The following is a 26,196-nucleotide window of genomic DNA, read 5'->3' on the forward strand; positions in this document are numbered from 1 at the left end:
TACGGTATCGCTTTCAGGCGATCGGAATGCAAACACCGTCCAACAAGGGGTGACCATGGCAAGTATCGCTAGCTTGCCGGCCGGAATGGATAAAAAGCAGTGGCACACCTTAAGTGACGCAGACCATTTTGATTCCCAGTTTTGTTCTAGAGCAGTCCGTTGCAACTGTCAAATTTAGATCTAAATCAAATAGTTGTCTCTGGCAAATCCCGGTGGGCTGCATGCCCAGCGCGTTGCTCGGGCTGAGTAACTTAACGCAATGATCACCGCGAAGCGCCGGCATGGCCCAGCTAACGCTGGATAGCCGATTTTGTGCGGTGGCTGACGGAGAGATCACCGCGCCTAACCCGCTTGCGGAGATACGCCGCATAGTCCGCCAATACCTTCCGATCAATCTGCCGCGCATCATTGATACCAGGCCCGTGTTCAGAACGGCACCATTTGACGAATGCTTGCCATCGATCATAGTGCGCCTTGACTGTGCCGTAGTGGCCACCGCCAAACATGTCTTTCAGCGCCTGTGGCCCTGCGTAGCTCAATTGCCTGCCGTAACCGAAATTGCGGCCATCGCGTCTACCCACCAATGCCATGTCAGTCACCTCATCTTTCGATTTCCGATCCTCGCCCCACGTCATCCCGCCAAGAATGCTGAGTGTTATCAGGGATCAAGGCCCCTGCGACCTATGGGAAATGTCCTCTTCGCGGGACTGGCGGCTCCTTACGACCGGGAGCAAGGGCATCTCATGATCTGGCCTCCTGAGCACCGTTACCGGTGGGCGGGTGGAGGCTGCATTGGCTGACGAGACCAGTGCCGCGAGATCCTGAGCCGGGTGAACGCAGCAATGCGATGACCGGGGCATGCCTGACTGTCAGTCAGGTGCAGTCCATTCCTTGATCTGCGGCACCATCATCTACAGCGCTGTTGCTGGTGACATCGGTGTTTGTCACGCCGATTGTCACGAGGGGAATTGCCGCAAAGCCATGTGCGATCGGGGCTGCAGCAGTGGTAGACGTGCCCGTCTCTTTCCACAGAAAGAGACGGGCACAGGTTGGCGCAATATTCGGCCAAGCGGATAGATTGCTGCAGGGCAGCGAAGTAGGAGGTGTTGTGTGGCGCACGAGGGCCATGTTCTGAAGTAGGCATCCATCACCGGGGAGGTGACCGGGCGAACTGCCGGACGCGAATCGCCATTTGGGGGGAGAACCACCGCGGGAGCGGCGTGACCTTAAAGGTTCGGGCCACCTGGGGTGCTGTCATCGACAGCGCTTGCACGGCCAGTTCTACGCCTGTGGATAAACCCGGTCAAGGGTCGAAATTCACCGCTACTTGGGACGTGAAAAGCGGTTATCCACCGATGGATGTCCGTGGTAAAACCCGGACAACGTCGTGGCTTTTAGCTCTTCAAAGTAAGGTCCATCCAAACAGGGCGGCTTTGCAGCCCTGTTTGGATGGACCCGCGTGAAAGAGCAGCCAGCGCCGATCTTACAGGCTCACCCGCGATTGAATGCGCCATGACCATTTGGCAAGGCGGTGACGTTGTCGCCTACCGGGTGGGCAAACTCATGCGGAGTGACATGGCCCGATCTGTTGGCATCGATGTAATTACTCCACCACGCCATGATCAACCGACGCTGCTCCAGAAACTGGGCCTTATGGATGTATGCAGCGCGCACGCGGTTACGCTCCTGATGGCTCATCTGCCGCTCAATCGCCGCGTCCGTCCACAGCCCTGATTCGAGCAATGCACTACAAGCCATGGTCCTGAAACCATGCCCACACACATCCTTGGTGGTGTCGTATCCCATATTGCGCAGTACCTGATTAACCGTGTTCTCTGATAAGGGCTTCCAGTACCTGTGATCACCGGGCAACACGAGTTCAGAGAAGCGATTCAAGCTGCGCAGCCGTTCAAGGATCTCGATGACTTGAGGCGACAGCGGCACTATCTGAATGTCCCCACTCATCTTGGTCCCGCGCGTGGAATAGCGGACGCCTTCAATCGGCTTGCGGGTATCGGGGATTTCCCACATCGCTCGTTACAGGTCGAATTCATCCCACCGAGCGAAGCGCAGTTCGCTGGAGCGCACGAACACATGCAGCGTCAGTAGCACTGCGAGCCGGGTCAGTTCGCGACCGGTGTAGTTGTCGATTCGATCCAACAGTTCAGGAAGGCGATTCAGCGAGAGTGCTGGACGGTGCACCGTACGCGGAGCTTGAATCGAGCCGGCCAAGTCGAGAGCAGGATTTTGAGTGATCTGCCGCGCCCGCTTCGCACCCCGCATGATCGTGGATAGGTAGTTCTGCACACGCAGCGCTACATCCATGGTGCCGCGATCCTTGATCCGCTGGGTGACCTCAAGGAGATCGTGGGTGTCGAGTTCAGCAATAGGCCGCTGACCAATCAGTGGAAACACATGGGTGCGCAACCTGCTCAGCACCGTCTTGGCATGGCCCTCGGTCCAGCGCCGGGACATTTCGACGTGCCACTCCAGGGCAACAGTTTCAAAGAGAAGGCTCGCCCGCTGGGCAGCAAGCTTGGCCTTCTGCTTTTCTTCCATCGGATCAAGATTGTCGAGCAACAGAGCCTTGGCCTCATCGCGCTTGGTCCTCGCGACGGCCAACGAAACGATGGGGTACGTGCCGATGATCAGCGTGCCTTCCTTGACACTGGGTTTGAAATACCGCGGCCGCCAAGTCTTCGAGCCGTTGGGCGTGACGTACAGGTACATGCCCCCGCCGTCGAACAGTTTGTAGGCACGATCACGCGGTTTGGCTGTGCGGCATTTGAGGTCGCTGAGCGGAGTGGCTAGGCGTGGCATAGGGGTACGTTCTCCATGCAGGAAAGACGCTGTACCCCAAAAATACCCCCGGTTATTGGGGATTTTATTGGTTCCCGACGGAGGGTCGTGGAAACGAAAAACCGGCCAAAAGGCCGGTTTAGAGGGCTTCCAAAGCATTCAGCGGAATGCAGTGGAGCTGGATGTGGTGCCGGAGACAGGAATCGAACCTGCGACCTTCGCGTTACGAGTGCGCTGCTCTACCGACTGAGCTACACCGGCGTGACAGCAACGCTACCACTGCCGCGACGGTTACGCAAATCACTGTTTAATAACAGCTATTGCCACCTGTTCTGCCAGCCGCTCAAGGCGTGCTGCAACCGGCGGGGGCGTAGTCCTTGGCGACGGTGGTGGTGCAGTTCCAACCGGTGGCCGAGCGGGTCAGGCTGATGGTTTTGTCCAGCACTGGCGCTGGCGCATCGAGCAGGCTGCAGACGATGCTGCCGGTGCCCGCCACTGCGCTGCCCACGGCGGTAATGGCGCAGTTGGCGGTACGCTCCTGGCCACCAATGGCGGCGACGTTGGCAACGTCTGCGCCTTGGTTCAAGCGCACTTCGAGGGCGGTCTTGAGGGCGGAGATTTCCGCCAGCCCGGCGGTGGCCTTGGTTCGCGCCTGGTGGTTGGTGTACATGGGTAAGGCGATGGTCGCCAAGATGCCGATGATCGCCACGACGATCATCAGCTCAATTAATGTGATGCCACGCTGCCCGTTCATGGACATTCTCCCTGTTTGGACCGAATCGGTTGCCGGGGTGCTCTGCCGGCAGCCGCGCAGTAGGCCCGAATAGACACCTTTTGTCACCCTGCCAGACGCTATCCCTGATCCGGCCTCGACTACTCTAGAGGCTGGGATGTGAACGCACACCCCCTGCAGCACCTCAAGCTGTAACCAATTTTGAACCTGTTCAGCGCTACAAGGATGTCGCGATGACCAACAAAATCACACGCCCCAGGGCACAGCGCCTGCGACGAAACGCGCACAGGCGTTCAGTCGATACACAGGCCCGATACACATCGGGGCGGGTAGCCGAGTTGCTCACCTTGCACCTCGGCAACCCCATCAGTTCAGCGGAGCTGGCCCGTTTTACCCGGCAACTGGCGACCTTGCTCAAGGCCGGCGTCGCACTGCTGCAAGCCTTCGACATGCTGGCCGAAAGCTGCAGTAACGTGCACCTGCGCCGCCTGCTGCTGGCGCTTAAACAGGCGATTGCTGCCGGCAGCAGCCTGGCCGACGCGCTGCGTAAGCATCCGCGTTGTTTCGATGCGTTGTACTGCAACCTGATTGCGGTCGGTGAGCACTCGGGCAGCCTGGATACGCTGCTGGACCAGGTAGCGAACCTTCAGGAAAAGCGCCAGGCGCTGCAAGCGCGGGTGAAAAAGGCCATGACCCATCCCGTACTGGTGCTGCTGGTCGGCTTTGGGGTGTCGGCGGTATTGCTGCTTGAAGTCGTGCCGCAGTTCCAGTCACTGTTCGCCGGCTTTGGCGCAGAGCTTCCGCTGTTTACGCGCCAGGTCATTGGTGTGTCCCAATGGTTGAGCGATCACATAGGCGAGTTGCTGCTGATGGCTGGGGCTGGGCTGTTGGCCGGGCACTGGGCCTGGCGCCGCAAGCCAGCGTTCAAGCTGTGGGCATTGCGCCATGCGTTGAAGCTGCCACTGGCTGGCCCTCTGCTGCAACAGGTCGCCTTGGCACGCTTCGCGCGCACGCTGGCGACTTCCTTTTCTGCTGGCGTGCCACTCGTCGAAGCGCTGAACTCGGTGGCAGCAGCCTGCGGCAATCCGCTGTTCGAACAGGCTGTGCATCGGCTTCGCCAAGAGGTCGCGAATGGCCTGCCACTGAGCACAGCCATGAACGCCAGCCATCTGTTTCCCAGCCTTGCGGTGCAGTTGTGCGTGGTAGGGGAGACATCCGGCAGGTTGGACGATATGCTCGATAAAACTGCCAGCCATTATGAAACGACCATCGACCAGATGCTCGATACCCTGGCCAGCCTGCTGGAGCCCTTGATTGTATTGATCCTGGGGGTACTGGTGGGGGGCTTGGTAATCGCAATGTATCTGCCAATCTTTCAGTTGGGCGACGTGATCTGAACATGAACCTCATGGATACGCTGGCCAGCCAGCCCCTGGTCTACCTCAGCACCACCCTGTTGCTGGGGCTGGTCGTAGGTAGTTTCCTCAACGTAGTGGTCCACCGCTTGCCGATCATGCTGGAACGGCAATGGCACGAGGAGGCGCGTGAAGTCCTTGAGCTGCCAACACAGCCAGCTGAGCGCTACGACCTGTTCCTGCCCGCTTCACATTGCCCCCATTGCCAGCACCGCATCCGCGCCTGGGAAAACGTGCCACTGCTGAGCTACCTGTTTTTGCGGGGGCGCTGCTCAAGCTGTCGAACCCCTATCAGTTGTCGTTACCCGTTGGTTGAACTGGGGTGCGCGACCCTGACCGGGTTTGTCGCCTGGCACTTTGGTTTCACCCTGCAGGCGGCAGCCTTCATGGTGCTGAGCTGGGGGTTGCTGGCCTTGAGCCTGATCGATATCGAGCATCAACTGTTGCCCGACGCGCTGGTACTGCCATTGCTCTGGCTGGGGTTGGTGTGCAACGCCTTTGGGTTGTTCGTACCGCTGGAAAACGCGTTCTGGGGCGCCATCGCTGGTTACCTTAGCCTGTGGACGGTGTATTGGTTGTTCCGCGTGGTGACCGGCAAGGAGGGCATGGGTTACGGCGACTTCAAGCTACTGGCCATGCTGGGCGCCTGGGGCGGCTGGCAGATCCTGCCACTGACGCTGGTGCTGTCATCGTTGATCGGTGCCGTGCTGGGCCTGATCATGTTGCGCCTGAGCGGCAAGCTCAGTAGCACGCCGATCCCCTTCGGGCCCTATCTGGCAATTGCAGGCTGGATCGCACTGCTCTGGGGTGGTCAAATAACCACTTCCTATTTGCAGCTTGCTGGATTCCGATGACAACACCTGCCTTCACCCCCTGGATTCTCGGCCTGACCGGCGGTATTGGCAGTGGCAAAAGCGCCGCTGCACAGCGCTTCGTCGAACTGGGTGTGCACCTGGTAGACGCCGATCAAGCAGCACGCTGGGTGGTCGAGCCCGGGCGCCCTGCCCTGGCCAGCATTGTCGAGCGCTTCGGCCCTGGCGTGCTGCAAGCCGATGGCCAACTGGACCGTGCAGCACTGCGCCAATTGATCTTCGCCGACCCGGAGCAACGCCGCTGGCTGGAGGCCTTGCTGCACCCGCTGATCGGCCAGGAAATCTTCAGCTACCTGGCCAAGGCCGAATCACCTTATGCCGTGTTCGTCTCGCCCTTGATGATCGAGTCCGGCCAGTTCAAGCGCACCCAGCGCTTGCTGGTGATTGACGCGCCGCAAGCCCTGCAGGTCGAGCGCACGCTGTTGCGCGACCAGACCAACCCCGAGCAAGTCCAGGCCATTCTCAAGGCCCAGACCAGCCGTGAAGAACGCCTGCGCCACGCCCACGACGTAGTGGTCAACGACCGCGATCTGAGCTGGCTGCATTCGGAGGTCGACCGCCTGCATCACTTTTACCTGACTTTGCGTGGAGGCCAACCATGAGCCAACCCCTGACCGTAGAATGCCCAACCTGTGGCGCGCCCGTCGAATGGAGCGCTGCCAGCCCTTTCCGCCCCTTCTGCAGCGACCGCTGCAAGTTGATCGACCTGGGCGCCTGGGCCGCCGAAGAGCACAAGATTCCGGTAGCACCGGACGCTGAAGATGAGCTGTTTTCAGGTGAACTCAACCACCGCGAACACTAAGGCTTGGGCTCATCATCCTTCCACGGGGCCTGCAGGTAGCGGGTCCTGTTGAAGGTTTCCAGCCACTCTGGGCAAAACACGACCAATGCGCTGACCACCATGCCGTTGATGAAGGCCTCGGGGAAAATGATCAGCCACAGGTAACCGATAAAATCCTCAAGCCATTCCGGCATTACAAAGCGACCATCCAGCCATAGCAGGCCCAAACCCGCCAACAGGCAGAGCAATGCCGCCAGTGCCGCTGCGAAAAAGCCGGAACAGAAGATATACACGAACAGGTTTTTTGGCTGGGCGCGCTCGACGGCTATCGCGCACACCTCGGTGACCAGCACTGGCAGGCCAATGAACAACAGGCCGTTGACGCCCATGGCCGCCAGGTCCTGACGCCCCAGCATCACCAAGCCCACCTGTGCGATAAAGCCGCCCACAAGCGCCAGTGGCCAGTCCAGTAGCAGGGTTACCGCGGTCATACCGATAAAGTGATAGGACACGCCGGTGTCGAAGTCCCGTCGTACCAGCCACAGCGCGAACAGCGCAAAGACGGTACCGAACAACAGGTGTTGGCGACGACTGTCGGCAAACAGTTCAACCCAGCGCGTACGCGCCACCGCCCATATCAGCAGCGGGACGTAGGCTAGCCAGCCAACGCTCAGGCTTGTATCGGAAAGAACTTCAGCACTTATCACTCGTTCATTGCCCTTTTGATGTTGAGAGCACCTGTGGGGTAGTGTCACGCTGCTGCAAAGTCTACAACCGATGCTCAGAGGCTGCGATTGAGGGTCGAGCGATGACACTTTAGTAGCGCCAACGCCCCGAACCCTCTGTTTCGACAGATTTTTTCTTTAAGCATCACAATTGAGCGCTAAGCTTGTCCCATGGACGACTCAGACTATCTACGCCTGCTCACGATCCAGGCCGAGCAGGCCAATGCGTTCCTCTCCAATGCTCGTAAATGGGAACGCGAGCGTTGGGTCTGCCAGCGCCTGCTACAAGGCCTGAACATACCCTACCGCAACGACGACTTTACACCTGCTGGCCAGGAGCCGCCGGATGTACTGTTTCGTGATGCGGCCTTCGAAGTGTTCTTCGTGCTCGACGAAGGCCGCCGCCTGAACGATGAGTGGCGCGAAGAGTTGCAACGTCGCCGCAGTGCTTTCTCACTGAGCCAGTTGGTACGCCGCGAGGCCCGCCCAAGGCGCATCAGCGCCCACGAACTGCTGGCCCGCCTGGCGCCAACGCTGAGGAAAAAAGCGCACAACTACAAGGAGCGCGGCCTCGATTTAGGTGAGCTGGACATCATTGCCTTTGCCAGCCTGAAACGGGAGGTGCTTGATCTGAACAGCCATTTCCCGCCGCCCACCGAGTACCTGCGTCAGGGCTGGCGGTCGCTGTCGCTGGTCGGCCCGACCTTTGCCCGTGTGCTGTTCGCGCACCCTGATGCCCCAGACTTTTTGCGCAGTAATCTGGGCCGCAGCATTCTCTTTGATGTCGGTATCAGCCTCTGACCCACCCTTGTGCAAAAGCGTTATGGCAAAAAATCAACGCCGGTGATAAAAAGCCTAACCATTCGTTGTGAACACCCTTTCATTACCGCCGGACGGACCTTTGGCAAGCGACTAGAGTGAACGCTATAGCGTTCCCATAGTCACAAACGTCTATCTGGCGAGGCCCCCATGACAAGCCGTCTGACCCCCGAAGATCAACAACGTGTCGATCACTACCTGCGAGCCCCGCAACATCAAGTCGAGCGCAAGCCTTTCCGGCCTTGGCTGCTCCTTGTGCTGGTGCTGGTCGTGACGATCGGTTTGGGCCTGGTCAGTCGCCTCCTGAGTCAACTGGTGCTATGAGCTGCCTTGCGCTCGCCCACGCCGCACGCCGCCTGCGGCTGATCACTCAGGCCCCGAATTCCGTAAACCTTATGAGATATCTCCATGACTCACCGTATCGTGATTGTCGGCGGCGGCGCTGGCGGCCTGGAACTGGCGACCCGCCTGGGTAAAACCCTGGGCAAGCGTGGCATAGCCCAAATCACCCTGGTAGACGCCAACCTGACGCACATCTGGAAACCGCTGTTGCACGAGGTGGCGGCCGGGTCGCTCAACACGTCCGAGGACGAACTGAACTACGTGGCGCAAGCCAAGTGGAATCATTTCCAGTTTCAGCTCGGGCGCATGAGTGGGCTGGACCGTACCGACAAGCAGATTCAACTGGCCGCCACCCTGGACGAGGACGGTCGTGAGCTGCTGCCGGCGCGCACCCTGGGTTACGACACCCTGGTGATTGCCGTCGGCAGCAATACCAACGACTTCGGCACCTTGGGCGCGGCGCAAAACTGCCTGTTCCTCGACACCCGCAAACAAGCCGAGCGCTTCCACCAGCAGTTGCTCAACCACTACCTGCGCGCCCACGCAGGCGACAACGCCAACCAGAAGATCAGCGTGGCGATTGTTGGAGCGGGGGCTACCGGGGTGGAATTGGCAGCCGAGTTGCACCACGCGGCGCACGAGCTGGCGGCCTATGGCCTGGACCGGATCAAGCCGCAGGACATGCACATTACCCTGATCGAGGCAGGCCCACGTGTGCTGCCGGCCCTGCCGGAGCGTATCAGCGTGCCAGTGCACAAGACGCTGGAGAAGCTTGGGGTGACGGTCATGACCAACGCGGCAGTCAGTGAAGTGACAGCCGAGTCGCTCAAGACCAGCACTGGCGAGGTCATCGAAGCCAGCCTCAAGGTCTGGGCAGCGGGTATTCGGGCACCGGCGTTCCTCAAGGATATCGACGGCCTGGAAACCAACCGCATCAACCAATTGCTGGTACGCCCTACCCTGCAGACCACCCTGGATGACGACATCTTTGCCTTTGGTGATTGCGCCGCCTGCCCACAACCTGACAGCGACCGCAATGTACCGCCACGGGCACAGGCCGCTCACCAACAGGCCTCGCTGCTGGCCAAGGGGCTCAAGGCTCGCCTGGAAGGCAAGCCCTTGCCGACCTATGCCTACCGTGATTACGGCTCGCTGGTGTCGCTGTCCAGCTTCTCGGCAGTGGGTAACCTGATGGGCAACCTGACAGGCAGCGTCATGCTTGAAGGCTGGTTGGCGCGGATGTTCTACGTCTCGTTGTACCGCATGCACCAGATGGCGCTCTACGGCACCTTCCGCACCTTGATGCTGATGCTCGGCAGCCGCATCGGGCGCGGTACTGAACCACGCTTGAAGCTGCACTGATGCCACACCTGTCGGGTGGTCGCTCAGGTGATCACCCGACGGTGCTCTGCGCTGCATGGCACATAGCGCCCGTAGATTGAGGCAATTTTTCAGGCTCAACGCTTTTGATAGCGGAACAAACGGCAGGAGCTGTAGAAAGCTCACACGGGGAAGGGACACAGAAACGAAAAAAGGCGCCTTTTTAGGGGCGCCTTCTTTACATGTATGGTCGGGGTGAGGGGATTCGAACTCCTGACATCCTGCTCCCAAAGCAGGCGCGCTACCGGACTGCGCTACACCCCGGTAAAAAGATGATGCCTCTCAGCACCTTCTTTTCGTTACATGACACATACGGTGTCATGCCTTTTAAGATTCGAGCCTGACGGGTCAGACTCGAAAATGGTGGGTCGTGTAGGATTCGAACCTACGACCAATTGGTTAAAAGCCAACTGCTCTACCAACTGAGCTAACGACCCTGAAAATGGTCGGGGTGAGGGGATTCGAACTCCTGACATCCTGCTCCCAAAGCAGGCGCGCTACCGGACTGCGCTACACCCCGAAATTGGCTCCGCGACCTGGACTCGAACCAGGGACCCAATGATTAACAGTCATTTGCTCTACCGACTGAGCTATCGCGGAACTACATTTCAGCTACTGCAATTTCGAAAACTGTATCTCTACCGCTTCGAACTCTTTGACGTTTCCGTATCGCTACGTTCATGTCTCTGAGGCGCGCTATTTTACAATTTCCAAAACCTCTGTCAACCCCCAAATTACTGATTTGCAACTTTTTTTCAGTTTTCTCAGATTCTTCAAACCAACCAAGAATCTGCGGGGTGACTTACAGCGGGGCGCACTTTACAAGCACTGGAGAAAAATTGCAAAGAAAAAAAAGGCCTCGAAAATCGAGGCCTTAGCGTAACCCTCAGAAAACTCAGGCGAAGGTAATTTCCTCGCCCTCCACTTTCGCGGTAATCGCGCTGCCAGGCAGGAAGTGCCCCGACAGAATCAGCTGCGCCAACGGGTTTTCGATCCAGCGCTGAATGGCGCGTTTCAGTGGCCGTGCGCCATACACCGGGTCGTAACCAACGGCAATCAGCTTGTCCAGCGCTTCCGGGCTGAGCTCCAGGCTCAGTTCGCGTTCGGCCAGGCGGCTGCGCAGGCGTCCAAGCTGGATCTGCGTGATGCCGGCGATCTGCTCGCGCCCCAATGGCTCAAACACCACCACTTCGTCGATACGGTTGACGAACTCTGGCCGGAAGTGTGAACCGACCGCATCCATCACCGCCGCACGTTGGGCCTCACGATCACCCACCAGCTCCTGGATCTGTGCCGAGCCCAGGTTGGAGGTCATCACGATCACGGTATTGCGAAAGTCCACGGTACGCCCATGGCTGTCAGTCAGGCGACCATCTTCCAGCACCTGCAGCAATACGTTGAACACGTCCGGATGCGCCTTCTCGACCTCGTCGAGCAACACGACCGAGTAAGGCTTGCGACGTACCGCTTCGGTGAGGTAACCGCCCTCTTCATAACCGACATAGCCCGGTGGCGCACCAATCAGACGAGCGACGGAGTGCTTCTCCATGAACTCGGACATATCAATGCGCACCATCGCCTCTTCAGTATCGAAGAGGAACTCGGCCAATGCCTTGCACAGCTCGGTCTTACCGACACCGGTTGGGCCCAGGAACAGGAACGAACCACTTGGCCGGTTCGGGTCGGACAGGCCGGCACGGGAGCGACGTACGGCGTTGGACACTGCCACCACGGCCTCTTCCTGGCCGATCACGCGTTCGTGCAGCAGGCTTTCCATCTTCAGCAGTTTCTCACGCTCGCCTTCGAGCATTTTCGAAACCGGGATGCCAGTCCATTTCGAGACGACTTCGGCAATTTCCTCCTCGGTGACCTTGTTGCGCAGCAACTGGTTCTCAGCCTTGCCGTGCTGGTCGACCATCTGCAGGCTGCGCTCCAGATCCGGGATCACGCCGTACTGCAACTCAGCCATGCGGCTCAGGTCACCTTTACGTCGCGCAGCTTCCAGTTCCTGACGGGACTGCTCGATCTTCTGCTGGATCTGGGCTGAACCTTGTACCTCGGCCTTTTCCGAGGTCCAGACTTCTTCCAGGTCGGAATACTCACGCTCAAGGCGCTCAATTTCCTCTTGCAGTTTCTCCAGGCGCTTGAGGGCGGCTTCGTCCTTTTCCTTGCTCAACGCCTGGGACTCGACCTTCAGCTGGATCAAGCGACGCTCAAGGCGGTCAAGCACCTCGGGCTTGGAGTCGATCTCCATACGGATGCGGCTGGCGGCTTCATCGATCAGGTCGATGGCCTTGTCCGGCAACTGCCGGTCAGTGATATAGCGGTGGCTGAGCTTGGCCGCAGCGATAATGGCGCCGTCAGTGATCGCCACCTTGTGGTGAACCTCATAACGTTCTTTGAGGCCCCGCAGAATGGCAATGGTGTCTTCTTCGCTCGGCTCATCCACCAGTACTTTCTGGAACCGCCGCTCCAGGGCCGCGTCCTTCTCAATGTACTGACGGTACTCGTTGAGGGTGGTTGCACCTACGCAGTGCAGTTCACCACGCGCCAGCGCAGGCTTGAGCATGTTGCCGGCGTCCATGGAGCCCTCGCCCTTGCCGGCGCCAACCATGGTGTGCAGTTCGTCGATGAACAGGATGATCTGGCCTTCCTGCTTGGACAGCTCGTTGAGCAGCGACTTGAGGCGCTCTTCGAACTCGCCGCGGAACTTGGCGCCCGCAATCAAGGCACCCATGTCCAACGACAGCAGGCGCTTGCCCTTGAGGCCATCCGGCACTTCGCCATTGATGATGCGCTGCGCCAGGCCTTCGGCAATGGCCGTTTTACCCACACCGGGCTCACCAATGAGCACCGGGTTGTTCTTGGTACGCCGTTGGAGTACCTGGATGGTGCGACGGATCTCGTCATCCCGGCCGATCACCGGGTCAAGCTTGCCCTCTTCGGCACGCTTGGTCAGGTCAATGGTGTACTTGTCCAAGGCCTGGCGGGACTCTTCGGCATTCGGGTCATTCACGGCTTCGCCGCCACGCAGGTTGCTGATGGCGTTTTCCAGAGCCTTCTTGGTGACGCCCTGGCCGAGCAGGAGCTTGCCCAGTTTGCTGTTCTCGTCCATGGCCGCGAGCAATACCAGCTCACTGGAGATGAACTGGTCACCCTTCTGCTGAGCCAGGCGGTCGGCCTGGTTGAGCAGACGCGCCAAGTCCTGGGACATGTTCACGTCGCCCGTAGGGTTCTGGATCTTCGGCAGTTGGTCGAGCTCTTTGGCAATGGCCTTGCGCAGGCTGTTGACGTCAAAGCCGACCTGCATCAGCAGCGGCTTGATAGAGCCACCCTGCTGGTCGATCAGCGCCTGAAGCAGGTGCGCAGGCTCAATGGCCGGGTGGTCCATGCCCACCGCCAGAGATTGGGAGTCGGATAACGCCAGCTGTAGCTTGCTGGTCAAACGGTCAATACGCATAAGTTACCTTCCTAGTTAGGGCAGGTCGGAGCGATGGACACACCTGATGAAGAAAAACCTGCCAGAGATACCACTGTAGTTTGGGATTATTCTGGAAGATTCAAGCGTAGCGGGCTTGATGCAGATCAGCGTGGCGTGAGCCAGACCAATGAAGCGAAGCGGCCAGTACCGGGATTTCGCCGGTATGAGAAGAAACGAGGGTCGCTGACGGTACAAAAACCGCCACCATATACCGCGGTGACACCCCGAGCGGCCAGGCGCAGCCGCGCCAGCGCATAGATGTCGGCCATGTATTTGCCAGGTTTGTCGCCAGGCACAAAGGCCTGAGCCGTTTCTGGATGCGTGGCCATGAACGCCTCACGCACCTCGGCCCCGACCTCGAAGGCAGCTGGGCCGATGGCCGGCCCCAGCCAGACCAGCACGTCGTGCGGATCAACCTGCAGGCTGTCCAGTGTGGCTTCGAGCACGCCGTTGGCCAAACCGCGCCAGCCCGCATGGGCGGCCGCGACCCGGGTACCGGCACGGTCGCAGAACAACGCCGGCAAACAGTCGGCCGTCATCACGGTGCAGGCCACGCCCGGGGTATCGGTCCAGCTGGCATCGGCTTCAGCGATGACATGCGGGTCGGCGTGCGCCACTACAACGCCATGTACCTGCTTGAGCCAGGCCGGCTGGATAGCGTACTCAGCGGTAAGGCGCCGACGGTTTTCGGCGACCGCTGCGGGCTCATCACCCACATGATCGCCCAGATTGAGGCTGTCGTAAGGCGCCAGGCTGACGCCCCCGGCACGTGTGGTGACGCACGCCTTGACCGAGGCTGGCGCAGGCCAGTCCGGGGTCAGCAGGTCGCACGCCAGCCGACTCATCCGACGAACGCCTCGCGGTCTTGCTTGAGCAGCGACAGCAGCCAGACGAAATCATCCGGCAACGGCGACTCCCAGCTCATGCGCTCACCAGTCACCGGGTGGTCCAGCTCCAGGAAGCGTGCATGCAGGGCTTGACGAGGGAAGTTCTTGATCGCCTCGACCATCGTCGGGCTGGCCGCCGGCGGAATACGGAAACGTCCGCCATAGACCGGATCACCGACCAGCGGGAAGTTAACGTGCGCCATGTGAACCCGAATCTGGTGGGTACGGCCGGTTTCCAGCTTGACCCGCACATGGGTATGCGAGCGGAAACGCTCGAGCACGCGGTAGTGGCTGATAGCAGGCTTGCCACCTTCCATCACGCCCATACGCTGACGCTGGGTGCCATGACGGCCAATCGGTGCGTTGATCTTGCCACCGGCAGTCACCACGCCCACCACGATGCATTCGTAGATACGGCTGACGGTACGGCTTTGCAGCTGGCTAACCAGTTGGGTCTGCGCCTGAATGGTCTTGGCCACCACCATCAAACCGGTGGTGTCCTTGTCCAGACGGTGGACGATACCGGCACGCGGTACGTTGACGATGTCAGGTACGTGGTGCAGCAAGGCATTGAGCAGGGTGCCATCGGCATGCCCTGCAGCCGGGTGCACAACCAGCCCGGCAGGCTTGTTGATGACCATAAGCTGGTCGTCTTCATAGACGATGTCCAGCTCGATATCCTGGGCCACCCACTCACCTTGGGCTTCCTGCTCGGCGTCCAGCGCCAGCAACGAACCGCCATGAACGATATCGCGCGGGCGCAGGACATTGCCATCGACAGTCAGGCGGCCCTCTTTGATCCAGGCGGACAGGCGCGAGCGCGAATGCTCGGCAAACAATTGGGCGGCGACTTGGTCGAGGCGTTGACCGCCCAATTCGGACGGCACCTCTGCGCGAAGTGAAATAATCTCAGACATGCTCGGATCGGCGGCGGTACAGCCTTTGGTTTCGGCTGCAGGCTTGTGGTTAAATACGGCTTCTTTTTGCCCCGGGTATTGCAACGGGGTGTTCATCATAACAGGACGGCCTCGCCCAAGACAGCAGCCGTCAAAGGGACGCAAGCCGCCATGCAAGTGAAACACCTGCTGCTGATCGCCATCCTAGGACTCACTGCTGCTTGTTCTTCGAAGGAAGTCGTAGACGAAAACCTCAGCGAAGCCGAGCTTTATCAGCAGGCGCAGAGCGACCTGGACAACCATAGCTACACCAGCGCCACCGCCAAGCTCAAGGCGCTGGAGTCGCGCTACCCGTTCGGCCGCTACGCCGACCAGGCGCAGCTCGAACTGATCTACGCGAACTACAAGAACGCCGAGCCAGAGGCTGCCAAGTCCGCTGCCGAGCGTTTCATTCGTTTGCATCCACAGCACCCGAACGTCGATTACGCCTACTACCTCAAGGGCCTGACCTCGTTCGACCAGGACCGCGGCCTGCTGGCGCGGTTCCTGCCGCTGGACATGACCAAGCGTGACCCGGGCGCTGCCCGCGACTCGTACAACGAGTTCGCCCAGCTGACCAACCGCTTCCCGAACAGCCGTTATTCGCCAGACGCCAAGCAGCGCATGATCTACCTGCGCAACCTGCTGGCGGCCTACGAAATCCACGTGGCCGACTACTACCTGACCCGTCAGGCCTACGTCGCAGCGGCCAACCGCGGCCGTTACGTCGTGGAAAACTTCCAGGAAACCCCATCGGTCGGCGATGGCCTGGCCGTCATGGTTGAGGCCTACCAGCGCCTGCACCTGGACGAACTGGCAGCCAGCAGCCTGGACACCCTCAAGCTCAACTACCCCGATCACCCAAGCCTAGTTGATGGCCAGTTCGTGCCACAGCAGGAAGAAGCCGATAACCGCTCCTGGCTGTCCAAGGCAACCCTGGGCCTGATCGAAACCGATACGCCGCTGCCGCCGGGTGAAACCCGTGCCAACCAGGACGTGATCCGCCAGTACGAAGACGCCAAGGAAGCCATCCCGGAAGAATTGCTGCCCAAAGAAGGCGCGGCTGCCGAGGAAGAGAACCACGAGGCAGAAGACAGCAGCACCGATCGCTCGTGGTTCAGCCGCATGACCTTCGGTGTTTTCGACTGATCGTCACGAAAAAGATAAAGGGAGGCCAAGGCCTCCCTTTTTTTATGCCCGCCGTTAAACTGGTGACTTAATCACTGACACGCTGGACATCATGGTTCGCTTACTTTTCTGGATTGCCCTGATTGCTGCAGCTTTTTGGCTATGGCGCAAATTCAAGGCCGGCAACGCCGCCCCTCGCGATGCCTCACCTGAGAACACCCTGAAAATGGTTCGCTGTGCGCACTGTGGCGTCCACGTGCCGAACGATCGCGCCTTGCGCCGGGGCAACGAGTGGTACTGCAGCTCCGCGCACCTGGAAAAAGGGCCGGTAGCGGATCGCTAAGCACCGCTGACGCTGGCCTTTCCAGCGTCGCGGGCTACTCGAACAGCTGTTGTTTTATATGCGACCCGCCGGGGCATACGGGCTCGGATCAATGATTGGGGCCCGCCCCAACAACAGGTCGGCAAACAATTGGCAGGACGCTGGCGCCAGTACGAGGCCATTGCGGTAGTGCCCGCAGTTCAGCCACAGCCCTTGCCAACCGGGCACCTCACCAATGTAGGGAACCCCCTCAGGGGAGCCCGGGCGCAAACCTGCCCAATGGGCCACTGGCGTTGCATCCGCCAACGCAGGTAGCAGCTCCACCGCCGACGCCTTGAGGCTTTCCAGCGCATCTTCGGTCGGGGTTTTATCGAAACCGGCATGTTCCAGGGTACTGCCCACCAGCACATGCCCATCACGACGCGGAATCGCATAACGCCCTTTGGCCAGCACCATGCTTGGCAGGAAGTCGGCGGCACACTTGTAGAGGATCATCTGGCCCTTGACCGGCTCTACCGGCAGGTTCAACCCCAGGGAAGCCAACAACTCGCCACTCCAGGCCCCGGCGGTGAGCACCACGCGATCAGCCGCAATGGGCCCGGTCGCGGTTTCCACCCCTGTGATTGTCTCGCCGTCACGGGAGAACCCGGTAATCTCGCAATGCTCTTTCAAGACCACATTAGGCATCGCCTGCAACGCCGCCTTGAGTGACTTGACCAGCCGTGGGTTACGCACATTGGCAACGCCCGACATGTAGATAGCCCGGCTGAAACCGCTGCCCAATACCGGCACTGCCGCATACGCCTGGGCGATATCCACGGCACTCAAGGGGCGCCCTTCACGCGCGGCCCAAGCCAACGCTTCGCTTTCATCGTCCAGGTCCAGCCAGTAAAGGCCCGTGGTGTGCACTTCAGGGTCAACCCCGGTGCTGGCGAACAGACGCTCGCCCAACTGTGGATAAAAGTCCTGCGACCAGTGCGCGAGGGCCGTCACGGCCGGGCTGTAACGCCACGGATAGAGCGGCGATACGATGCCGCCTCCCGCCCAGGAGGACTCCTTGCCCACCTCGCCCTTGTCACAGAGCACCACCTGTTCGACCTCTGCAGCCAGGTTGAACGCAGTCAGCAGGCCAATCACCCCGCCACCGACAATCACTACGTGCTTAGTCATCTGTTGATCCAATACCCGAAATGAACCGTGACGCCGCCTCGGCGCCATGAACCTGCAAAATCCTCAGTTGCCCCAGCAGTGCTCAAGGCTGTGATCCGGTGCTGCACCTGGGTTGCGGCGAATGCCGTCATGGCCAAGCGCGAAGTCCGCACAGCGATCACTCGTCATCAACGTACCTGGCCGACGCCGGGCAGAAAGCACGAAGTCTTCGGCAGTACGGCTGGCATGCAGGCTGTAGTAGTCGGTGCCAGTGGGCAGAGGGGTTACCACCGCGTCGGTATCGGCATACTGACCCGCACGTGAGCGGTGCCGCTCAAGGCTCAATGCGCTCTCGAACAACAACCCGGCGATTTCCGTGCGTGCGGCCTTTTTGACCTTTTCGCTGTAGCTGGGGTAGGCAATGCTCGCCAGAATGCCGACGACGGCGATGACAATCAACAGTTCGATCAGGGTCAGCCCCTTGCATGAGCTATTCATCGGATACCCTCTCTAAAGAATTTGTCGCCAGAGAATGCGTTGCGCCGACGCCCCATCCGCCGCCAGCGGCAAGGCCAAGGTGCTTTCCAGTACCGTGCGGGCGGAGCCTTGGCGGGCGACGGCCGTGATGCGATAAAGCGTGACCGGCTTTGCGTCAGGCATGTGGGCTGCACGGGTACTGACCCCGAGCCGTTGAATCATGAACAGCCCTGAGTCCGAAGCAGACCAAACCAGCCCGGAGCGCCTGCCCACGCCGTGATAGATACCCGGCACCTGCACCCGCCCCACTTCCGGTGGTGGCTGGCAGTAACGACACGGCACCAGCTCAAGCCCGGCCCGCACCTGCGCCTCGCCGTGACGCAAGGTAGCCTCAGCCCGCTCAAGCAGTTGAAGGGACATCAGCAGACTCCCCGACATGCGCTCCTGCAACAGTGCGCTGTGCAGCGATGAAAGCCCCAGCAACCCCAGCAACATCGTTAGCAGCAGGCTTAGCAACAGCACCATTCCTCGTTGTCTGCACATCGCTAGAACAACCTGTTGCGTGGAGCTGCGGTCAGTTGGTAGGTCTGCGCGGCGCCCAGCTCACGCGGATCACTCAAGGTCAGGCTCAAGTGCAGCTCACGGGGCGCCGCGGGATCAAACATCAACCGTAACGCGCTCACATTGTTGATCAGCACCGCACTGCTACCGCCACTGCTCAGCAACAGTTGCCGCCCCTGCAGGCGGTAGGTCAGTCGCCGTAAGGGCAGTGCTATCTGCCCTGCCCCGGCGCTGCGAGCCCCTGGGTAGACGCGTGCGCTCGTCAGGCAATCGGTGACCAGCGTCCAGTCGGGTGGGCCACCCGCCTCACCAGACTCGCCAGCAATCAGGCTCAGGGCGCGCAGGCTGCCGTCATTGGCGCGGTCAACACTCAGTGGTTGCCGAAAACTATCGGCCACCGTGGCGTCGGCAAAGGTGATTGCCTCATGCCGCAAACACCCCGTCATGCCGGCCATGCGGATATCCCGCGCCATACGCAGCAGTGCAAAACGGGCATCGTCCTGCAGATGCGCCGCCAGCGCCTGCGACTGCCAAACCTGAATCGCGCCCAAGAACAAGCGGCTGCAGGCCAGCATCAGCAGCAAACCCAGGCTCAATGCGATCAGCGACTCGACCAGGCTGAAGCCCTTCTGGTCGTTCATGGCAGAACCCATCCGGCGATTTGCAGCACACGGGGAGCACCGCCAGCGCGGCGATCATCCCAGGTCAGCGTCACGAGCGTCTCAGCGCCAGCCTGCGCCACTTGCCCATGAGCCGATGCGCCGGCAAACGCTTCAGCCTCATGGCGCAACGCTGCGCGTGCGAGGTCACTCACCTCACCGCGAGCACGAACCTGCTCAAGTACACCTTGCGCAACAAAGGCGCCCTGAGTGCTCATCCGTGCGCTGTCGGTGGCCTGCAATGCCCGCAATTGCAGCATGGCTGCGCCGAACAAACCCAGCCCGACGACCACCAACGCCACCATGACCTCAATCAGGGTCATACCGCCCTGCGACCTCCTGGCCATATTTCGCCTCCTGCGATTTTTCCACCTGCTCCAGACAACTCGGCCGACTGGACAAACTTCCCGCCGAATCTGACCCTGAAGCGAAGCACGTCCAGGGAGGAATGCCGCATGCAGCAACAGGGAGTAACACTGATTCAACTGCTGTACGCGCTGATGCTGATAACCCTGCTGCTGCATTTGGGGATACCGGCCTACAGCGATATGAGCACCCGCCTACAGCGCCAGGCGAGCGCGCAGCAGCTGACACAGGCACTGAACCATGCCCGCAGCGAAGCGCTGCAGCGCAACCAGATCGTGGTGCTACAGGCTATTGAGGGGGATTGGCGCAACGGCTGGCGCACCGTGCTGGAACAAGAAACCCGGGCGCTGTTGCACGAGTATCGCGCCAGCGGCCGGGTCTTGATTGTTGGCAACCAACCACTGGCACACCTGGTGCGTTTCAGTGGCCTTGGCACGCCATTACAGGGCAGTGGAGCCTTTCTGGCGGGCACCTTGCACGTCTGTGAAGATGCCACTGCCAGAAGCCATTATCAGGTCGTACTGTCCCGCTCGGGTCGGGTCAGCCTGAGGCAGGCTTTGCATGAGCAGCCGCTGTGTGCGGCTGCCGGGTCAGGTCAGCGAACGCACCCGTAGCTCTTTGGGCATCGAGAAGGTGATGTTCTCTTCACGCCCATCCAGCTCTTCGGCCCCCGTCGCCCCCCACGCCTGCAGTTGCTGAATCACACCACGCACCAGCACTTCAGGAGCAGAAGCACCCGCCGTGATACCGACTCGCTCAACACCGTCGAACCAGCTACGTTGCAGGTCTTCGGCGCCATCGATCAGGTAGGCCGGGGTCGACATGCGCTCAGCCAACTCACGCAGACGATTGGAGTTGGAGCTGTTAGGGCTACCGACTACCAAAACGACGTCACACTCGTCGGCAAGCTGCTTGACGGCATCCTGGCGGTTCTGGGTGGCGTAGCAGATGTCATCCTTGCGCGGGCCACCGATGCTTGGGAAACGCGTACGCAGTGCATCGATAACGCGGCTGGTGTCATCCATCGACAAGGTGGTCTGAGTGACGAATGCCAGGCGCTCCGGGTTAATAACCTGGAGGTTCGCGACATCTTCCTCATCCTCGACCAGGTAGATGGCACCGCCATTGGCCCCGTCATACTGGCCCATGGTGCCTTCGACTTCCGGATGCCCGGCGTGGCCAATCAAGATGCACTCCCTGCCGTCGCGGCTATAACGCGCCACTTCGATATGCACCTTGGTCACCAATGGACAGGTGGCATCGAAAACCTTCAGGCCGCGCCCCGCTGCTTCCTGGCGTACCGCCTGGGAAACACCGTGGGCACTGAAGATGACGATGACGTCATCGGGCACTTGCTCCAGCTCTTCGACGAAAATCGCGCCGCGTGCGCGCAGGTCTTCAACGACAAACTTGTTGTGCACCACTTCATGGCGCACATAGATCGGCGGCCCGAAGACTTCCAGGGCACGGTTGACGATTTCAATCGCCCGATCCACGCCGGCACAGAAACCACGAGGGTTGGCGAGTTTGATTTGCATGGAGTGCTCCTGGCTCAAAGCGCCTTGACCCCGAGGATTTCCACCTCGAAGCTCAAGGTCTTGCCGGCCAGCGGATGGTTGAAGTCGATGGTGACCTGAGCATCGTCAAAGGCTTTTACAACGCCAGGCAACTCGGCATTGGCCGCGTCGTTGAAGATCACCAGCAGGCCTTCGGACAATTCCATGTCGTTGAACGAGGAGCGCGGCATGACCTGAACGTTCTGCGGGTTGGGTTGGCCAAACGCGCTTTCCGGCGCAACGGTCACGGTGCGCTTGTCACCGGCTTTGAAACCGAACAAGGCGGCCTCAAAACCTGGCAACAGGTTGCCGTCGCCGACCTTGAAGACCGCTGGCGCCTTGTCGAATGTGCTGTCGACAGTGTCGCCGTTTTCCAGATGCAGCGCGAAGTGCAGAGTAACTTCGGTGTTCTGGCCGATACGGATGTCAGTCATGGACGGGTTCTCCGGACTTTTTACTTTTGAACATGTCCAGCGCCAACATTACCGCGCCAACGGTAATCGCGCTGTCGGCCAGGTTGAAGGCCGGGAAATACCAACGGTTCTGCCAGTGCACCAGAATGAAATCGATCACATGGCCCAGAACGATACGGTCGTACAGGTTGCCCAGCGCGCCACCCAGCACCAGCGCCAGGGCAACGGCCAGCCAGGTGTCGTTGCGCCCAAGACGCTTGAGCCAGACGACCAGTACCGCACTGACGACCAGGGCAATCAGGGCAAACAGCCAGCGCTGCCAGCCCGAGCTGTCTGCCAGGAAGCTGAATGCGGCGCCGGTGTTGTAGGCCAGGGTCCAGCTGAAGTAGTCCGGAATGACCACAATTTGCTGGTACAGGCTCAGTAAGCCCTCAAAGTAGAACTTGCTGGCCTGGTCAAGGACCAGGACCAGCACGCTCAACCAGAGCCAGCTGAGGCGCCCGAAGCGCCCCACGGCAGGGTTAGGCATAGTGACGCACCTCGCCAGTGCCGCTGATGTTGTCGACACAACGGCCGCAGATTTCCGGATGCTCAGGGTTCACACCCACGTCCTCACGGAAGTGCCAGCAACGGCCACACTTGGTGTAACCCGACTTGACCACCTTGAGTTTCAGGCCTGCCACTTCGGTTACCACGGCATCGGCCGGTGCCTGCACGAATGGTGCAACGCTGGCAGCCGAGGTGATCAGTACAAAACGCAGCTCGTTGCTGAGCTTGCCCAGATCAGCGGACAAGGCTTCATCGGCAAACAGGGTTACTTCAGCTTGCAGGTTGCCACCAATGGCCTTGGCTGCACGCTGGTTCTCCAGCTCCTTGTTGACCGCCGCTTTGACCGCCATGATCCGGTCCCAATAGGCACGGCCCAGCTCGAAGCCTTCCGGCAGCTCGCTCAGGCCCTGGTACCAGGTGTTGAGCATAACCGACTCGTTACGCTCGCCTGGCAGGTACTGCCACAGCTCGTCAGCGGTGAAGGCCAGGATCGGCGCGATCCAGCGCACCAGCGCCTCACTGATGTGGTACAGCGCGGTCTGGCAGGAGCGCCGTGCGACACTGTTGGCGCCGGTGGTGTACTGACGGTCCTTGATGATGTCCAGATAGAAACCACCCAGCTCCTGCACGCAGAAGTTGTGAACCTTGGAGTAGACGTTCCAGAAACGGTACTCGCCGTAGTGCTCTTCAAGCTCGCGTTGCAGTATCAGGGTGCGGTCCACGGCCCAACGGTCCAGCGCCAGCATGTCTTCAGCAGGCAGCAGATCGGTCGCCGGGTCGAAACCGGACAGGTTCGACAGCAGGAAGCGCGCGGTGTTACGGATACGACGGTAGGCGTCAGCACTGCGCTGCAGGATCTGATCGGAAACCGCCATCTCGCCGGAGTAGTCCGTGGCCGATACCCACAGACGCATGATGTCGGCACCCAGGGTGTCATTGACCTTCTGCGGCTCGATGGTGTTACCCAGCGACTTGGACATCTTGCGACCGTTTTCGTCGACGGTGAAACCGTGCGTCAGCAGCTCGCGGTATGGTGCGTGGTTGTCGATGGCGCAACCGGTCAGCAACGAGGAGTGGAACCAGCCACGGTGCTGGTCGGAACCTTCCAGGTACAGGTCTGCACGCGGGCCGCTTTCGTGACCGACGTTATGCGAGCCACGCAGTACGTGCCAGTGAGTGGTGCCTGAGTCGAACCAGACGTCGAGCGTATCGGCGATCTTGTCGTACTGGGCGGCCTCTTCACCAATCAGTTCGGCGGCATCCATCTTGAACCAGGCTTCAATACCTTCCTGCTCGACGCGCTTGGCCACTTCTTCCATCAGCTCAACGGTGCGCGGGTGCAGCTCACCGGTCTGTTTATGCAGGAAGAACGGAATCGGGACGCCCCAGTTACGCTGACGCGAGATGCACCAGTCCGGGCGGTTGGCGATCATCGAATGCAGGCGCGCCTGGCCCCAGGCCGGCACGAACTTGGTGTCTTCAATGGCCTTGATCGCGCGCTGACGCAGGGTGTCGCCCTGATCTGGCTGCTTGTCCATGCCCACGAACCACTGCGCGGTGGCGCGGTAGATCAGCGGGGTCTTGTGACGCCAGCAGTGCATGTAGCTGTGGCTGATGGTTTCGGTATGCATCAGCGCACCGACTTCAGACAGCTTTTCAACGATCGCCGGGTTGGCCTTCCAGATGAACTGGCCGCCAAAGAACGGCAGCGACTCGACATACACACCGTTGCTCTGCACCGGCGTGAGGATGTCGTCGTTGGACATGCCGTAGCGCTTGCAGGTGACGAAGTCGTCCTCGCCGTAGGCAGGCGCGGAGTGAACCACACCCGTACCGGCGCCCAGCTCAACGTACTCGGCCAGGTAAACCGGCGACAAACGGTCGTAGAACGGGTGACGGAAGTTGATCAGGTCCAGCGCAGCGCCTGGCGCGGTAGCGATGACGCTGCCTTCCAGCTTGTAGCGGCTCAGGCAGGACTCAACCAGTTCCTCGGCCAGTACCAGCAGCTTGTCACCGACATCAACCAACGCGTAGTTGAACTCAGGGTGAACGTTCAGCGCCTGGTTGGCCGGAATGGTCCACGGCGTGGTGGTCCAGATCACGATCGAGGCAGGCTTGGCCAGTGCACCGAGACCGAAGGCCGCAGCCAGCTTGGCCTCATCGACGATCGGGAATGCCACGTCGATGGTTTGCGATTTCTTGTCGGCGTACTCGACTTCCGCCTCGGCCAGTGCCGAACCACAGTCGAAACACCAGTTCACGGGCTTCAAGCCCTTGAACACGAAACCGTGTTTGACCATTTCCGCCAGCGCGCGGATTTCACCGGCTTCGTTGGCGAAGTTCATGGTCTTGTAGGGATTGTCCCAGTCACCCAAGACACCCAGACGAATGAACTCGGTCTTCTGGCCTTCGATCTGCTCGGCAGCATAGGCGCGGCACAGCTCGCGGGTTTTGTCTGCGGTCAGGTGCTTGCCATGGGTCACTTCGACCTTGTGCTCAATCGGCAGGCCGTGGCAGTCCCAACCCGGTACATACGGCGCGTCATAGCCGGCCAGGGTCTTGGAGCGGACGATCATGTCCTTGAGAATCTTGTTCAGCGCATGACCGATATGAATCTTGCCGTTGGCATAGGGTGGACCGTCGTGCAGTACGAACTTCGGACGATCCTTGCCAATCTCACGCAGCTTCTGGTACAGGCCAATGCTGTCCCAGCGCTGCAGGATCTGCGGTTCGCGCTGTGGCAGGCCGGCCTTCATTGGGAAGGCGGTGTCCGGAAGGTTAAGCGTGGCTTTATAGTCGGTCATTTCAGGCTCTTCGTTAGCGGTTGAGCGTGCCAATGGGCACGTGCGGCGGCGATATCCGCATCGATCGCCGACTTAAGCGCCTCCAGGGAGGCGAAACGCTGCTCGTCGCGCAGCTTGTGGTGGAATACCACCGTCAAACGCCGGCCATACAGGTCGCCGGCAAAATCCAGAAGGTGTATTTCCAGGTGGGCACTGCCATCACCTGAAACAGTAGGCCGTACGCCAATATTGGCGACGCCCGGCCAACGCTGGCCATCAATTTCGGCGCTGGCCAGATAAACGCCCGTCAACGGCACACGACGCCGCTTGAGCTGGACATTCGCGGTAGGGGTGCCCAACTGACGCGCCAGCTTCTGGCCGTGCAGCACCCGCCCGGTAATACGGTAAGGCCGTCCCAGCAACCGCTCGGCCAAGGCAAAGTCGGCGTCGGCCAAGGCATTGCGTACCTCGGTACTGCTAACCCGGAAACCATCGAGCTCAACCGTTTGGGCTGCTTCGACGGTAAATCCGTAAGTGGCCCCGGCTTGCTCCAGGAACGAGAAATCGCCTGCCCGGTCACAGCCGAAGCGAAAATCGTCACCGACCTCCAGATGCTGCACCCCCAGGCCATCGACCAGAATGGTTTCGACGAACTCGGCGGCGCTGAGCTTGCTCAAGCGCTGGTTGAAGGCCAGGCAAAGCACCCGGTCGATACCTTCAGCCGCCAACAGGGCAACCTTGTCACGCAGCCGCGCTAGACGGGCTGGCGCTGTGTCCGGCGCAAAGTATTCGCGCGGCTGTGGCTCGAATATCACCACACAGCTAGGAACACCCAGCGCCGCCGCCCGCTCGCGCAGACGTGCCAGGATTGCCTGGTGGCCACGGTGGACACCGTCAAAGTTGCCAATAGTGGCGACACAGCCCCGGTGCTGGGGGCGCAGGTTGTGAAGGCCTCGAACCAGCTGCATAACGCACTTCTTGATCATAAAGTGGCCGATTATAACCACACCCGCGCGCTGACGACAGGCAGCAGCGTGCTGCGTTTATCGTCAACGCCAAAAACC

25 protein-coding genes, 5 tRNA genes and 2 pseudogenes are annotated in these 26,196 nt (G+C 60.2%); 10 read left to right on the plus strand and 22 right to left on the minus strand.

What is annotated here, in order from left to right; all coding sequences use genetic code 11:
- Positions 1-205 precede the first annotated feature (205 nt).
- From CS390_RS20530 to CS390_RS20550, 4 genes and pseudogenes are all read right to left on the minus strand, one after another.
- Positions 206-590: pseudogene (locus CS390_RS20530) on the minus strand (integrase); the annotation flags it as partial.
- Positions 591-1,491: 901 nt separating this feature from the next.
- Positions 1,492-2,820 (minus strand): annotated as a pseudogene (locus CS390_RS20540) (tyrosine-type recombinase/integrase).
- A gap of 164 nt (positions 2,821-2,984) precedes the next feature.
- A tRNA-Thr gene (locus CS390_RS20545) sits at positions 2,985-3,060 on the minus strand.
- A gap of 82 nt (positions 3,061-3,142) precedes the next feature.
- A complete protein-coding gene (locus CS390_RS20550) occupies positions 3,143-3,553 on the minus strand; it encodes a pilin (protein ID WP_065758820.1) in 411 nt (136 codons plus the stop codon).
- Positions 3,554-3,765: 212 nt separating this feature from the next.
- On the opposite strand from CS390_RS20550, the gene CS390_RS20555 reads away from it, so the two are divergent.
- The 4 genes from CS390_RS20555 to yacG are packed head-to-tail and all read left to right on the plus strand — an operon-like array spanning position 3,766 to position 6,621.
- On the plus strand, positions 3,766-4,929 hold the full coding sequence (locus tag CS390_RS20555; protein ID WP_099775778.1) for a type II secretion system F family protein: 1,164 nt from the start codon (positions 3,766-3,768) through the stop codon (positions 4,927-4,929).
- Positions 4,930-4,931: 2 nt separating this feature from the next.
- Complete coding sequence (locus CS390_RS20560; protein ID WP_065758822.1) at positions 4,932-5,801, plus strand: A24 family peptidase; 870 nt, start codon at positions 4,932-4,934, stop codon at positions 5,799-5,801.
- Positions 5,798-6,421 (plus strand): dephospho-CoA kinase, encoded by a 624-nt coding sequence (coaE, locus tag CS390_RS20565; RefSeq protein ID WP_065758823.1) that lies wholly within the window; start codon positions 5,798-5,800, stop codon positions 6,419-6,421. Before CS390_RS20560 ends, coaE begins: the two co-directional genes overlap by 4 nt.
- Positions 6,418-6,621, plus strand: a complete 204-nt coding sequence (gene yacG, locus CS390_RS20570; protein WP_065758824.1) for a DNA gyrase inhibitor YacG — start codon at positions 6,418-6,420, stop codon at positions 6,619-6,621. Before coaE ends, yacG begins: the two co-directional genes overlap by 4 nt.
- Here yacG and CS390_RS20575 read toward each other — a convergent pair.
- Entirely contained in the window at positions 6,618-7,307 is a 690-nt protein-coding gene (locus CS390_RS20575; protein ID WP_065758825.1) for an energy-coupling factor ABC transporter permease, read from the minus strand. The two genes, yacG and CS390_RS20575, sit on opposite strands and share 4 nt — an antisense overlap.
- Before the next feature lie 189 nt (positions 7,308-7,496).
- On the opposite strand from CS390_RS20575, the gene CS390_RS20580 reads away from it, so the two are divergent.
- From CS390_RS20580 to CS390_RS20590, 3 genes are all read left to right on the plus strand, one after another.
- A complete protein-coding gene (locus tag CS390_RS20580; RefSeq protein ID WP_065758826.1) occupies positions 7,497-8,126 on the plus strand; it encodes a DUF1780 domain-containing protein in 630 nt (209 codons plus the stop codon).
- Between the two features lie 168 nt (positions 8,127-8,294).
- Entirely contained in the window at positions 8,295-8,468 is a 174-nt protein-coding gene (locus CS390_RS20585; RefSeq protein WP_099775779.1) for a DUF3094 family protein, read from the plus strand.
- 84 nt (positions 8,469-8,552) lie between these two features.
- Positions 8,553-9,848: an NAD(P)/FAD-dependent oxidoreductase gene (locus CS390_RS20590; RefSeq protein ID WP_099775780.1), complete on the plus strand. Its 1,296-nt coding sequence runs from the start codon at positions 8,553-8,555 to the stop codon at positions 9,846-9,848.
- Between the two features lie 205 nt (positions 9,849-10,053).
- Here CS390_RS20590 and CS390_RS20595 read toward each other — a convergent pair.
- The 7 genes from CS390_RS20595 to rluD all read right to left on the minus strand — a co-directional run bounded on the left by CS390_RS20595 (position 10,054) and on the right by rluD (position 15,151).
- Positions 10,054-10,130, minus strand: a tRNA-Pro gene (locus CS390_RS20595).
- Positions 10,131-10,227: 97 nt separating this feature from the next.
- Positions 10,228-10,303 (minus strand) — tRNA-Lys (locus CS390_RS20600).
- A gap of 6 nt (positions 10,304-10,309) precedes the next feature.
- Positions 10,310-10,386 (minus strand) — tRNA-Pro (locus tag CS390_RS20605).
- A gap of 4 nt (positions 10,387-10,390) precedes the next feature.
- Positions 10,391-10,466 (minus strand) — tRNA-Asn (locus CS390_RS20610).
- A gap of 295 nt (positions 10,467-10,761) precedes the next feature.
- On the minus strand, positions 10,762-13,326 hold the full coding sequence (gene clpB, locus CS390_RS20615) for an ATP-dependent chaperone ClpB (RefSeq protein WP_065758829.1): 2,565 nt from the start codon (positions 13,324-13,326) through the stop codon (positions 10,762-10,764).
- Positions 13,327-13,451: 125 nt separating this feature from the next.
- Complete coding sequence (pgeF, locus tag CS390_RS20620; protein WP_099775781.1) at positions 13,452-14,192, minus strand: peptidoglycan editing factor PgeF; 741 nt, start codon at positions 14,190-14,192, stop codon at positions 13,452-13,454.
- A complete protein-coding gene (gene rluD, locus CS390_RS20625) occupies positions 14,189-15,151 on the minus strand; it encodes a 23S rRNA pseudouridine(1911/1915/1917) synthase RluD (RefSeq protein WP_099776783.1) in 963 nt (320 codons plus the stop codon). Before rluD ends, pgeF begins: the two co-directional genes overlap by 4 nt.
- Before the next feature lie 150 nt (positions 15,152-15,301).
- Between rluD and CS390_RS20630 the strand changes: the two genes are divergently transcribed.
- Both CS390_RS20630 and CS390_RS20635 read left to right on the plus strand, forming a co-directional pair.
- Positions 15,302-16,318 carry an outer membrane protein assembly factor BamD gene (locus tag CS390_RS20630; RefSeq protein ID WP_065758831.1) on the plus strand — a complete coding sequence of 339 codons (1,017 nt, stop codon included), beginning with the start codon at positions 15,302-15,304 and terminating at the stop codon, positions 16,316-16,318.
- A gap of 91 nt (positions 16,319-16,409) precedes the next feature.
- Positions 16,410-16,640 (plus strand): PP0621 family protein, encoded by a 231-nt coding sequence (locus CS390_RS20635; RefSeq protein ID WP_065758832.1) that lies wholly within the window; start codon positions 16,410-16,412, stop codon positions 16,638-16,640.
- Between the two features lie 54 nt (positions 16,641-16,694).
- On the opposite strand, the gene thiO is transcribed toward CS390_RS20635, so the two are convergent.
- The 5 genes from thiO to pilV form a co-directional block, all read right to left on the minus strand.
- Positions 16,695-17,789 carry a glycine oxidase ThiO gene (gene thiO / locus CS390_RS20640; RefSeq protein WP_099775782.1) on the minus strand — a complete coding sequence of 365 codons (1,095 nt, stop codon included), beginning with the start codon at positions 17,787-17,789 and terminating at the stop codon, positions 16,695-16,697.
- A gap of 63 nt (positions 17,790-17,852) precedes the next feature.
- The gene (locus CS390_RS20645; protein ID WP_099775783.1) at positions 17,853-18,266 is read right to left on the minus strand and encodes a type IV pilin protein; all 414 of its coding nucleotides are present in this window, start codon (positions 18,264-18,266) and stop codon (positions 17,853-17,855) included.
- 12 nt (positions 18,267-18,278) lie between these two features.
- Positions 18,279-18,788, minus strand: coding sequence for a hypothetical protein (locus CS390_RS20650; protein WP_099775784.1), 510 nt, complete (start codon positions 18,786-18,788; stop codon positions 18,279-18,281).
- A gap of 2 nt (positions 18,789-18,790) precedes the next feature.
- Positions 18,791-19,447: a PilW family protein gene (locus CS390_RS20655; RefSeq protein WP_099775785.1), complete on the minus strand. Its 657-nt coding sequence runs from the start codon at positions 19,445-19,447 to the stop codon at positions 18,791-18,793.
- Positions 19,444-19,812 carry a type IV pilus modification protein PilV gene (gene pilV / locus CS390_RS25015; RefSeq protein WP_177442423.1) on the minus strand — a complete coding sequence of 123 codons (369 nt, stop codon included), beginning with the start codon at positions 19,810-19,812 and terminating at the stop codon, positions 19,444-19,446. Before pilV ends, CS390_RS20655 begins: the two co-directional genes overlap by 4 nt.
- A gap of 108 nt (positions 19,813-19,920) precedes the next feature.
- Here pilV and CS390_RS20665 point away from each other — a divergent pair, with 108 nt between their 5' ends.
- Entirely contained in the window at positions 19,921-20,445 is a 525-nt protein-coding gene (locus CS390_RS20665) for a GspH/FimT family protein (protein ID WP_099776787.1), read from the plus strand.
- On the opposite strand, the gene ispH is transcribed toward CS390_RS20665, so the two are convergent.
- From ispH to ribF, 5 genes are read right to left on the minus strand one after another with little or no spacing between them, the layout of a single operon-like run.
- Complete coding sequence (gene ispH, locus CS390_RS20670) at positions 20,422-21,369, minus strand: 4-hydroxy-3-methylbut-2-enyl diphosphate reductase (protein WP_099775786.1); 948 nt, start codon at positions 21,367-21,369, stop codon at positions 20,422-20,424. The two genes, CS390_RS20665 and ispH, sit on opposite strands and share 24 nt — an antisense overlap.
- A 14-nt stretch (positions 21,370-21,383) precedes the next feature.
- Positions 21,384-21,821, minus strand: coding sequence for an FKBP-type peptidyl-prolyl cis-trans isomerase (gene fkpB, locus CS390_RS20675; RefSeq protein ID WP_065761571.1), 438 nt, complete (start codon positions 21,819-21,821; stop codon positions 21,384-21,386).
- On the minus strand, positions 21,814-22,329 hold the full coding sequence (lspA, locus tag CS390_RS20680; RefSeq protein WP_099775787.1) for a signal peptidase II: 516 nt from the start codon (positions 22,327-22,329) through the stop codon (positions 21,814-21,816). Before lspA ends, fkpB begins: the two co-directional genes overlap by 8 nt.
- A complete protein-coding gene (ileS, locus tag CS390_RS20685) occupies positions 22,322-25,153 on the minus strand; it encodes an isoleucine--tRNA ligase (RefSeq protein WP_099775788.1) in 2,832 nt (943 codons plus the stop codon). The genes lspA and ileS overlap by 8 nt, the downstream gene beginning before the upstream one ends.
- The gene (gene ribF / locus CS390_RS20690) at positions 25,150-26,100 is read right to left on the minus strand and encodes a bifunctional riboflavin kinase/FAD synthetase (protein ID WP_099775789.1); all 951 of its coding nucleotides are present in this window, start codon (positions 26,098-26,100) and stop codon (positions 25,150-25,152) included. Before ribF ends, ileS begins: the two co-directional genes overlap by 4 nt.
- Positions 26,101-26,196 lie beyond the last annotated feature (96 nt).

It is taken from the genome of Pseudomonas sp. HLS-6 (assembly GCF_002753995.1).
GTDB lineage: Bacteria > Pseudomonadota > Gammaproteobacteria > Pseudomonadales > Pseudomonadaceae > Aquipseudomonas > Aquipseudomonas defluvii.

What these genes read in the sequence shown, in the direction of transcription:
- pgeF (WP_099775781.1), bottom strand. Translation starts at nt 14,192, where the DNA reads ATGAGTCGGCTGGCGTGCGACCTGCTGACCCCGGACTGGCCTGCGCCA.
- CS390_RS20630 (WP_065758831.1), top strand. Translation starts at nt 15,302, where the DNA reads ATGCAAGTGAAACACCTGCTGCTGATCGCCATCCTAGGACTCACTGCT.
- yacG (WP_065758824.1), top strand. Translation starts at nt 6,418, where the DNA reads ATGAGCCAACCCCTGACCGTAGAATGCCCAACCTGTGGCGCGCCCGTC.
- ispH (WP_099775786.1), bottom strand. Translation starts at nt 21,369, where the DNA reads ATGCAAATCAAACTCGCCAACCCTCGTGGTTTCTGTGCCGGCGTGGAT.
- CS390_RS20645 (WP_099775783.1), bottom strand. Translation starts at nt 18,266, where the DNA reads ATGAATAGCTCATGCAAGGGGCTGACCCTGATCGAACTGTTGATTGTC.
- CS390_RS20665 (WP_099776787.1), top strand. Translation starts at nt 19,921, where the DNA reads ATGCAGCAACAGGGAGTAACACTGATTCAACTGCTGTACGCGCTGATG.
- clpB (WP_065758829.1), bottom strand. Translation starts at nt 13,326, where the DNA reads ATGCGTATTGACCGTTTGACCAGCAAGCTACAGCTGGCGTTATCCGAC.
- ribF (WP_099775789.1), bottom strand. Translation starts at nt 26,100, where the DNA reads ATGCAGCTGGTTCGAGGCCTTCACAACCTGCGCCCCCAGCACCGGGGC.
- fkpB (WP_065761571.1), bottom strand. Translation starts at nt 21,821, where the DNA reads ATGACTGACATCCGTATCGGCCAGAACACCGAAGTTACTCTGCACTTC.
- CS390_RS20585 (WP_099775779.1), top strand. Translation starts at nt 8,295, where the DNA reads ATGACAAGCCGTCTGACCCCCGAAGATCAACAACGTGTCGATCACTAC.
- lspA (WP_099775787.1), bottom strand. Translation starts at nt 22,329, where the DNA reads ATGCCTAACCCTGCCGTGGGGCGCTTCGGGCGCCTCAGCTGGCTCTGG.
- CS390_RS20560 (WP_065758822.1), top strand. Translation starts at nt 4,932, where the DNA reads ATGAACCTCATGGATACGCTGGCCAGCCAGCCCCTGGTCTACCTCAGC.
- CS390_RS20590 (WP_099775780.1), top strand. Translation starts at nt 8,553, where the DNA reads ATGACTCACCGTATCGTGATTGTCGGCGGCGGCGCTGGCGGCCTGGAA.
- CS390_RS20650 (WP_099775784.1), bottom strand. Translation starts at nt 18,788, where the DNA reads ATGTGCAGACAACGAGGAATGGTGCTGTTGCTAAGCCTGCTGCTAACG.
- CS390_RS20580 (WP_065758826.1), top strand. Translation starts at nt 7,497, where the DNA reads ATGGACGACTCAGACTATCTACGCCTGCTCACGATCCAGGCCGAGCAG.
- CS390_RS20655 (WP_099775785.1), bottom strand. Translation starts at nt 19,447, where the DNA reads ATGAACGACCAGAAGGGCTTCAGCCTGGTCGAGTCGCTGATCGCATTG.
- coaE (WP_065758823.1), top strand. Translation starts at nt 5,798, where the DNA reads ATGACAACACCTGCCTTCACCCCCTGGATTCTCGGCCTGACCGGCGGT.
- CS390_RS20635 (WP_065758832.1), top strand. Translation starts at nt 16,410, where the DNA reads ATGGTTCGCTTACTTTTCTGGATTGCCCTGATTGCTGCAGCTTTTTGG.
- CS390_RS20555 (WP_099775778.1), top strand. Translation starts at nt 3,766, where the DNA reads ATGACCAACAAAATCACACGCCCCAGGGCACAGCGCCTGCGACGAAAC.
- ileS (WP_099775788.1), bottom strand. Translation starts at nt 25,153, where the DNA reads ATGACCGACTATAAAGCCACGCTTAACCTTCCGGACACCGCCTTCCCA.
- CS390_RS20550 (WP_065758820.1), bottom strand. Translation starts at nt 3,553, where the DNA reads ATGAACGGGCAGCGTGGCATCACATTAATTGAGCTGATGATCGTCGTG.
- pilV (WP_177442423.1), bottom strand. Translation starts at nt 19,812, where the DNA reads ATGGCCAGGAGGTCGCAGGGCGGTATGACCCTGATTGAGGTCATGGTG.
- rluD (WP_099776783.1), bottom strand. Translation starts at nt 15,151, where the DNA reads ATGTCTGAGATTATTTCACTTCGCGCAGAGGTGCCGTCCGAATTGGGC.
- thiO (WP_099775782.1), bottom strand. Translation starts at nt 17,789, where the DNA reads ATGACTAAGCACGTAGTGATTGTCGGTGGCGGGGTGATTGGCCTGCTG.